Origin of the sequence: Limnohabitans lacus (genome assembly GCF_030053395.1) — a bacterium.
Taxonomy (GTDB): Bacteria; Pseudomonadota; Gammaproteobacteria; order Burkholderiales; family Burkholderiaceae_C; genus Limnohabitans_A; species Limnohabitans_A lacus.
In genome coordinates this window covers 1-3,249 of sequence record NZ_JASGBH010000020.1, presented here as the reverse complement: position 1 = coordinate 3,249, position 3,249 = coordinate 1, and the positions used below count along the sequence as shown (strand labels likewise).

Below are 3,249 nucleotides of genomic sequence, written 5' to 3'. Positions count from 1 at the left end.
CGGCTGAGGTGCTTGTACATTGGGCAACTTCGACTTGGCGGTTAAAGCGGCCATGATGCCAACGCATCCTCAGCCACCCACTACCGGGTTCATCTTTGTTGCACTTCGCCCTTGAATCCGCCTATTTTTGTTATCTTCTCGATCTGGCCTTTGAGGGGTAATTTGTCGCTGAGATTTTTGGCAGATTGCCAGCATTTCGCCCATTGCCAGATAAGTTGACTTCCTGAGTAGTAGATATTTCCTTTAATCAAAGGCTCTTCGCGTGATGCTGCAAAGTCAATCACTAAATCTACGTTAGCACCTTTATTGACTTGATAGGTGACTACAAGAAGCTGCTCATGAATGATGGCCGCTTTCACATAGCAATCTTCTGTTATGTCCATCCCAAGCGGCTCCAATTTTTGTATTTTCTCTAAGTCACCTTCAATAATGGCTCCGTACATCTTGTCAATGGTGTTGCCATGCTCATCAATCAAATCCATCATCCTGCCAAGATTGCCAGTATTTGATAATTCTTCCATCTCTGCTTCTATTTCTTGTATTGTTCTTTGATTCATATAGTCTCCTTGTTATATTTTCTGAATTTTTGTTTTAGGTGTTTCTTTGGGCGCAAGCTTGACTTCGAGCCTCTGGTTAATTGAGATCTTCATGAGCTCGTGATCAAGCTGTCTTTCATTCAAGATATTTATGATGTAGAGGTCAATATACTGAAGTGCATCGTGGACGTTCTGCATCATGAACCCTGGTGCTTGACTGAAATAGTCGTAGTTGGTGATGTCTCCAACCCAATGATTGACAGAAATTTTTCCTAGCTTCTGATTCCTGATGGCCACCTCCTTGGGTGACATATCAGGGGTTATTGGATGTATGGCGATGAATCCTTCACGAACAAAGTTTTTTAACGCCTGTTCTTGTGCATAGTAGTTTTCAGCCAAAGATTCATAACTTTCTCGAAAATATTCCTTGGTGAGATAGTTTGACTTGAAGTGCTCTTGCATTGTTTGAAAGCTTAGTTGATCTGCATTTCTCTTTAGATAGGCCGTAAGTTCTTTCTTGAAGTATTTGTATGCTGTGTCGTCTGCTAGCGTCCAATCCCAATATCCATCTTTTGTTTTCTTAGGAAGAAGAATTTCCTCCAATGAACTATTCCTTAGAAATATTGAAACCAAACGATTGGGTGAAATTTTTGTAGTCTGGTGGATGATGGCCAGCTTTGCTATGTTTTTCTTTATTAGTTTATAGATGTTGTTTTTCTTTTTAATCATTTAAATCTCCTGTGTGTTGTACAAATAACAGAAGAATTTTTATTGTCAAGTTAAATTCATATGAATTTAACTGACCAATGCTGATAATAAAAAAGCACCTGTAGATTCTTTATGTAATTGTTGGCTTTGGTAAGTCCTGTGCTTGAAGCTTCTTTTTCACAAGCTCAAGATTTAAAGCAATCAGCTTTTGCTCTAATGCCATAAGTTGGTTTTTGATCTGTGAAGCTCGGTGGCCTTTGGCGCTGGCAAGTCGAAGAAGCAGGCTGTGATATTGCATAGATAGACTGCCAATCTGAGCTTCCAATCCACCAAGTGCTGCACCAGCACCCATGACACCAGACAACGGGCCGTCACGCTCTTGCTGATTTTGGCGTCGTGCAATGTGGTGAGGAAGGTTTGCCGTGGGTAGTTTGGTGGCAGGATCAGACTGCTCTTTCAACTGGGTAAGCTGTTCCTCCAATGCACTGCGGATCACATTGGTTGGGACTGTCGTTTCTGCATGATCCTTGGCCGCACCAGAAGCCTTCTTGAACGGTTTGTAAGTGCGTTTCGCACCGGGTCTAGGTGTCAGGTATCTGCGCTGATTGAAGGCTGCTCTTGCCTCGATATGGTGGATAAGCTTGTCCCTTTGTGACTGTGCTTCGTCAGGGGTTAGGAATTTCGGGATCTTGGACTGGTGGTGTTCATTCACAAGTTGGGCATATTCACTGTCCTTGCGGAAAAGTGGCCCCTTCAAGCGGGTGTTCTTCTTGGCACCCGGTAGGCGAACGGTGATGAAGTCGTCACCAATTTTCGGAATGTCCATGCCGTTCTTCTTCATGTATCCGATAAGCTGGTTTCGATTCGTTATGAAGCCACCCACGATCTCAGAGTGAAGAACTTGTGCAAAGTCATTCTTAGCTTTTTTGTCCTTCTTCCCATTGGGTGATTTGGCCTCAAAGGGTTTCAAACTTATTTTGAGTGGATCGGGCACCACTTGTGCGAATCCGAAGTTGTCATTCATGACGCTGACAAAGGTGTTGAAAAACTGAATGTTCTTTTCACCGGGCGGATGAATGTTTAATTGCTGAGTGCTGGACAACTCGGTATTGACGTATAGAAAATGAAGTTCAATATTTTCTTTATCTTTGTGCATAACCCAGAAGTCAGCGAAGTTTTCATCAACCTGCAAACTTGGCAGGAATGTTGAGCGGAATGTCTCAATCAGAGTCGTGATCTGTTCTGGGGTGACAGATTCTTTATCACGAAAGGCGATGACACCAGAGGTGTACTTGTGCAGTCTCATTGTGGCGTTGGCTATTTCGGTGAAAGTGTTGGGATCGCCAAAAAGAATTTCAGGCAGGACAGAACGTTTCTTGCCTTCATGATCGGTATCACTGAGTAAGTATTTAACGGCTGATTCAGAACCTCCTTTGCCAGTTGGGAAAATAGTTATGTTCATTTTTTCCCTTTGAATAGCTCTGCAATAGTGCGCACTCCTTCCTGAATCTTGGTGAGTTCTTTGAACATTCCTTCGGTTGATTCATTCCAAACTTTCAAGCGATTCAGAGATCGAGCGATCTGATTTATATTGCTACCGATTTTTCCAAGAGAGGCCAAAAGCTGAACACGCAATTTGTGCTCTGCTTTGGTTTCCTGGTTGGATTGATCGTGTGCTGGAAGTAACACAGCACGTGCAAATATTGCTGTTGAAGAAGCACCTACTTCAGCGGCTCTATCTTGAAGAGCGATCCATTCTTCAGGGGTGAATCTGATTTCAAAACGCTTGGTGCGAATTTTTTTGTTGGCTTCTACACCTGCTTGGCCCGCTCTTTTTTTGAGAGTCGGGTCTTTTTCTTTTTTTATGGGTTCCATTGGAAGCCCCCTGATGGTCAGTCCAAATTCCCCCACCCGTGGCCACCCCAAATTCCCCCAGGCAGCGCCCTCAGATTATGACGCGTCAGCTTGGATGACCAAGCGCGCCGCCGCCTCCTTGAGCCTATAG

4 protein-coding genes are annotated in these 3,249 nt (G+C 43.8%); all 4 read right to left on the bottom strand.

What is annotated here, in order from left to right; translation table 11 throughout:
* Nucleotides 1-89 precede the first annotated feature (89 nt).
* The gene (locus QLQ16_RS15730) at nucleotides 90-557 is read right to left on the bottom strand and encodes a hypothetical protein (RefSeq protein ID WP_283225591.1); all 468 of its coding nucleotides are present in this window, start codon (nucleotides 555-557) and stop codon (nucleotides 90-92) included.
* 12 nt (nucleotides 558-569) lie between these two features.
* On the bottom strand, nucleotides 570-1,265 hold the full coding sequence (locus tag QLQ16_RS15725) for a hypothetical protein (protein WP_283225590.1): 696 nt from the start codon (nucleotides 1,263-1,265) through the stop codon (nucleotides 570-572).
* 109 nt (nucleotides 1,266-1,374) lie between these two features.
* Entirely contained in the window at nucleotides 1,375-2,706 is a 1,332-nt protein-coding gene (locus tag QLQ16_RS15720) for a hypothetical protein (protein ID WP_283225589.1), read from the bottom strand.
* A complete protein-coding gene (locus QLQ16_RS15715; RefSeq protein ID WP_283225588.1) occupies nucleotides 2,703-3,119 on the bottom strand; it encodes a plasmid mobilization protein in 417 nt (138 codons plus the stop codon). The genes QLQ16_RS15720 and QLQ16_RS15715 overlap by 4 nt, the downstream gene beginning before the upstream one ends.
* Between the last annotated feature and the right edge of the window lie 130 nt (nucleotides 3,120-3,249).

What these genes read in the sequence shown, in the direction of transcription:
- QLQ16_RS15730 (WP_283225591.1), bottom strand. Translation starts at nt 557, where the DNA reads ATGAATCAAAGAACAATACAAGAAATAGAAGCAGAGATGGAAGAATTA.
- QLQ16_RS15725 (WP_283225590.1), bottom strand. Translation starts at nt 1,265, where the DNA reads ATGATTAAAAAGAAAAACAACATCTATAAACTAATAAAGAAAAACATA.
- QLQ16_RS15720 (WP_283225589.1), bottom strand. Translation starts at nt 2,706, where the DNA reads ATGAACATAACTATTTTCCCAACTGGCAAAGGAGGTTCTGAATCAGCC.
- QLQ16_RS15715 (WP_283225588.1), bottom strand. Translation starts at nt 3,119, where the DNA reads ATGGAACCCATAAAAAAAGAAAAAGACCCGACTCTCAAAAAAAGAGCG.